Source organism: Bacillota bacterium (assembly GCA_024655925.1).
Classification (GTDB): Bacteria; Bacillota; DTU025; order DTU025; family JANLFS01; genus JANLFS01.
On the sequence record JANLFS010000159.1, the window covers coordinates 1 to 4063 of the forward strand.

General features: G+C 59.7%; 3 protein-coding genes. 1 reads left to right on the top strand and 2 read right to left on the bottom strand.

Translation table 11 applies throughout. From position 1 onward, the window contains the following. Positions 1-121: 121 nt before the first annotated feature. The gene (locus NUW23_15245) at positions 122-2014 is read right to left on the bottom strand and encodes a S8 family serine peptidase (protein MCR4427514.1); all 1893 of its coding nucleotides are present in this window, start codon (positions 2012-2014) and stop codon (positions 122-124) included. Between the two features lie 225 nt (positions 2015-2239). Next, positions 2240-3481: a caspase family protein gene (locus tag NUW23_15250; protein MCR4427515.1), complete on the bottom strand. Its 1242-nt coding sequence runs from the start codon at positions 3479-3481 to the stop codon at positions 2240-2242. A 203-nt stretch (positions 3482-3684) separates the two neighbouring features. Between NUW23_15250 and NUW23_15255 the strand changes: the two genes are divergently transcribed. Further along, a partial coding sequence (locus tag NUW23_15255; protein ID MCR4427516.1) for a hypothetical protein occupies positions 3685-4063 on the top strand: 379 nt, incomplete at its 3' end.

Genomic DNA, 4063 nt, shown 5'->3' on the forward strand with positions numbered 1-4063 from the left:
GCGTCTCCTCCCCACGCCTGAAGGCGGGGGCTCCCGACGCCGCGTAGTCTGGTGGTGTGGGAGGGATCAGCGGAAGAGCCGGAGGGCCAAGCGGGGCTTCCCTCGACAGCCCACCGGCCTGCTATCTTATGCGTCTGACTCTCACACGGGCGTTGGACCCCGCCAGGAGGGCGGCCACGTCGATTTTCGAGATCAGCTGCAGGTCTTCGGTCGGCCAGAGGTTGTTGAAGTACCGAAGCTTGAACAGTGGCACGAAGAGCGGGCCTGGGGAGGTCACCTCGACTCCTCTCTGAAGCCCAACGTAATCGCCGTCATCCACCACTCCGTTCTCGTTCACATCCAGCCAGCCAAAGAGAGAATGAACGCCGGGAAGTGCGCACGGGACGCTGAAGCTCCTGTCCCGCCCTCCGTAGTCCGCAGCGCTCTGCAATTCTCCTTCCTCATCCACGAGCGCGAATATCGCCCGGTCCATAGTGGATGCGGTCACAGCGGCGTAGGCGTTCACGATTCCGTGTCCGTAGTCTGGATCCCAACCGGGCACGCCTGGGTCATCCATTGAGGTCATTTGGATGAGATCCCTTACCTCGGCCGGGGCCATCGGGCCAAGCTTTGAAAGCATGAGCGCCACGACCCCAGAGACGTGAGGAGTGGCCATCGACGTGCCTTGCATGTACCCGTACTGGGCGGAATCGCCCGGCATGTAGTATGTGCTGAATATTCTATCTTCTGGATCTCCCGTCCCGGGGAACTGATCGTTACCGCAGGCACCCCCAGGGGCAGCGACATCCAATTCCGGGCCTGTGGTAGAGTAGCTCGCCTTTTGCAACTGCCTCCCCACGGCGCCAACCGCTATCGTAGTCGGGTGAGCGGCCGGCCACCACACACCGGACGTTCCCGTGTTCCCGGCCGCGGCCACGACCACGATTCCCTGGCTCTCTGCGCGCTCAAGGGCGGTGTTGCCCACCGACCCGAGCGGGGGAAAACTCGGCTGTCCGAGGCTCAGATTGATGACACTGGCCCCGCGGCTTATGGCCCAGTTGATCCCGTCTGCCACGAGAGACTCGCTTCCACTGCCGTCAGGGCGGAGCACTCGTATGGGCAGGATCGTAGCTCCCCAGCTTACCCCCGCCACCCCAATCCCGTTGGAGGTAGCGGCGCCAATGGTCCCGGCCACGTGGGTTCCGTGACTTGCGCGCCCCGCACTTGGTTCATCCGTAGGGTCGTAGTCGTTGTCCACGAAGTCCCGCGCGTTCGCGAGATCCAGCCGCCCCTGAAGGTCAGGATGCTCGGGTCTGACCCCGGTATCGATGACTGCCACTGTAACGGGTCTTTCGAATCCAACCGTCACGCCCCACGCCTGGGGCAAGCTTATCGCCCGGTAGTGCCATTGCTGGGTGTATCCCGGGTCGTTCGGTTCAACCGGGCCTCCAAGCGCCCATACCACGTTGTCAGGGTAGGCAGTGTCGACCCACGGGAGCCTGCCGAGTTCCTGGGCAAATTCCTCTGCAGATCTCCCTTCTGGTATGCTTACCAGGATGTATCCTGAGAGTGGCGAACTCCTGACCACCCGAGCCCCGGCAGCGTTCACGTCCGCGGCCGCCGCCGCATGCTTCGACCCCGGTCTTGGTACGACGATGATGGCGTCGGGCCTGGCGAACTGATACTCCGGGTCAGGTCCCGCGAGGGGCTGAGATCGCCTCACCCTCGGTGCCTTAAGACCGGCAACCGTGGGCGGGGTGTAGGCGTTACTCAGAGTGGCTAGTCCCCACACTTCAATGTTTCCGGGGCCCGTCGCTGTGGAGCCCGCGAGGCTCACACATACCTCATACTCTGCATTCGGGACAACATCTATCTTCCTGAGAGTGCTCTTGTGCCCCGGGGCAGAGAAGTACATGGTTACGGTCCCAGCAACGACGGGTACCCTCTGGAGTGCGTACGATCCCTGACTGTCTGTCCACGCTATCCGGGAGCCTAGCGCAACCCGGGCCCCTTTGATCGGCTGCCCAGTGACCAAGCTGTCTACAACACCGGTAATGGTGACGACAGATTTCGGTCTCGGCTTGAGACACCCGGCGAGTGAGCTGGAGATTATGAGCAGAAGAAGAATACTCGCCAGTCTCTTCGACAGTCAGAGCACCTCCAGACTCCCAAACGGAAAGGCCGGCGCCTCGGGCGCCGGTATTCGAGGTCTCAAGTCATTTGTATCACAAGCGAAGAATTACTGCCACTATCGCCGCCGTTACCTGGGGATTCTATACAGATACGCGTTCATCTGACTGCCAGGGGGACCGTAGTAGATCTGGGGGTTCTGCGGATACGGCGGCAAGCCTCCGAAGTATGCTCGCATCTGGTCCCTGACGTAATTGTAAATCTCCGTAGCATCGACCAGGTCGTTACGGTCGGCGTCTGCCACGCAGTATTGCTTGCCTCCAGACACGATCCGCTGGTCAAACCCCTGGGTGAAGTAGTACGAGAAGACGCCTCTTCCAAGCGCTCCGTCTTCCCAGGACACCTCGTTCTTCGCAGACGCCGTTATGACAATGTTCCCAGCCTGCGACAAGTTCTTCGCCATGACCTCAAATCCGGTGGAACGCTTGAGGTTCTTGCCGAAGTCGAGGGACTGGAACATCCCACCGGAGTAGCAGGAATCGAATACGAATATCCTACGTCCCGCATTCACATATAAGGAGATCCAGGTGCTCAATTCCTCGTCGGATATTCGCTCGAGGTCTTGGGCAATAATGTACTCATGCGCAGGTGAGATGGATCCATCCTGTGCCCCATGTCCGGAATAGAACATGATGAATGTATCATTCGCGTTAGTTCGCGAGCCCACCACCTGTATGGCCTTTATTATGTCTAGTTTTTTGGCTTGGGTGTCGGTCAATTGCACATATTGACCCGCCAAGAAATTCCCGTAATAGAGGCTGTCGCGGGCGGCGATCGCATCGGCTACCGCGAACCTGAGGCGGTTGCTAGGATCTCCTTCGTATTCATTGATGCCGATTGTGAGGATATGCAGAGAACCCAGAACCCTTGTACCTACGTACGTGTCCAAACCGGGAAATACTGTGCAGTGCACCTCGAGCCAATCGACGTACTGTGGGTGGTAAACAGTGACCTTGTAGCTGCCGGGACGTAGAGATGTAGCAGAGAAGTACCCGCTACTGTTGGTGGTAACCTGAGTGGACGTCGGCCCCTGAACCAACACTGTGGCTCCCTGCAGAGGCGAGTAAGTCGCACTCTTCGTCTGCTCCGCCATGATCACAATCTTCTCAACGGCTTCACCATCAAGGGAAAGGGCCTGCGAGTCTTTGTACGCCCAACCAGAGATGCTCCCGAACACGAGAACCCCCGGCGCACACCCCGCCCCAAGTAACCCCACCAAGAGAATCATGACAACCAGTCGGTTCACCCCCACACGCGTGGGGACAACTATCCTTTCAACCGAGACTGGAGCTTCGAGCCCTGTTCTGTGCATTACTACTCCTCCCGTTCCCGCGGGTGCCCCTCACCTGGTGTAGACTCCGCCGGAGCCTGCGATGTTCCCTGTGGAAGTGACATGATGTGCCCTACTTGGCACTGATCTGCCTGAGAAGGAAAATGCCATCTATATGGGGAATACATATTCCGCGAGATAGCGATGAGTCGCCGACCCGCATTCTCGTGGGGAGGGATATGGACGTGTTGCGACCGCGCCTGGTTCTTGTCAGTTGCATCGCGCTGGCAGTGGTTTCGGCCGGATTGGGATTGGGGCCGTCCGTGACGTGTACCGTGGCCCCCCTGGGTTGGAGGGGGCAGGAGCCTCTCTCGTACGCTTCGTCCGACCAGGGGCCTTTCGTCAGGTTCTTCCCGGAGCTCAAGAGCCTTCCCGCCCCGCCGTGGGTAAGAGAAGGTCTCCGCGCGTATTACCGAACAGGCGCCGCGACCATCCCCTATCCCGCGAAATCCGAGGCAGCAAAAGGTGCCGGGCCGGCTAGATACCCGTTGATATCCGCAGAGGAAGCCAGCCCAGTGATGCCGAGTCTCGTGAGAACGGACGTCATTGCCCTGACGACAAGGT

Excerpts from the sequence above, each read along its gene's own strand:
- NUW23_15250 (MCR4427515.1), bottom strand. The coding sequence starts at position 3,481 with ATGCACAGAACAGGGCTCGAAGCTCCAGTCTCGGTTGAAAGGATAGTT.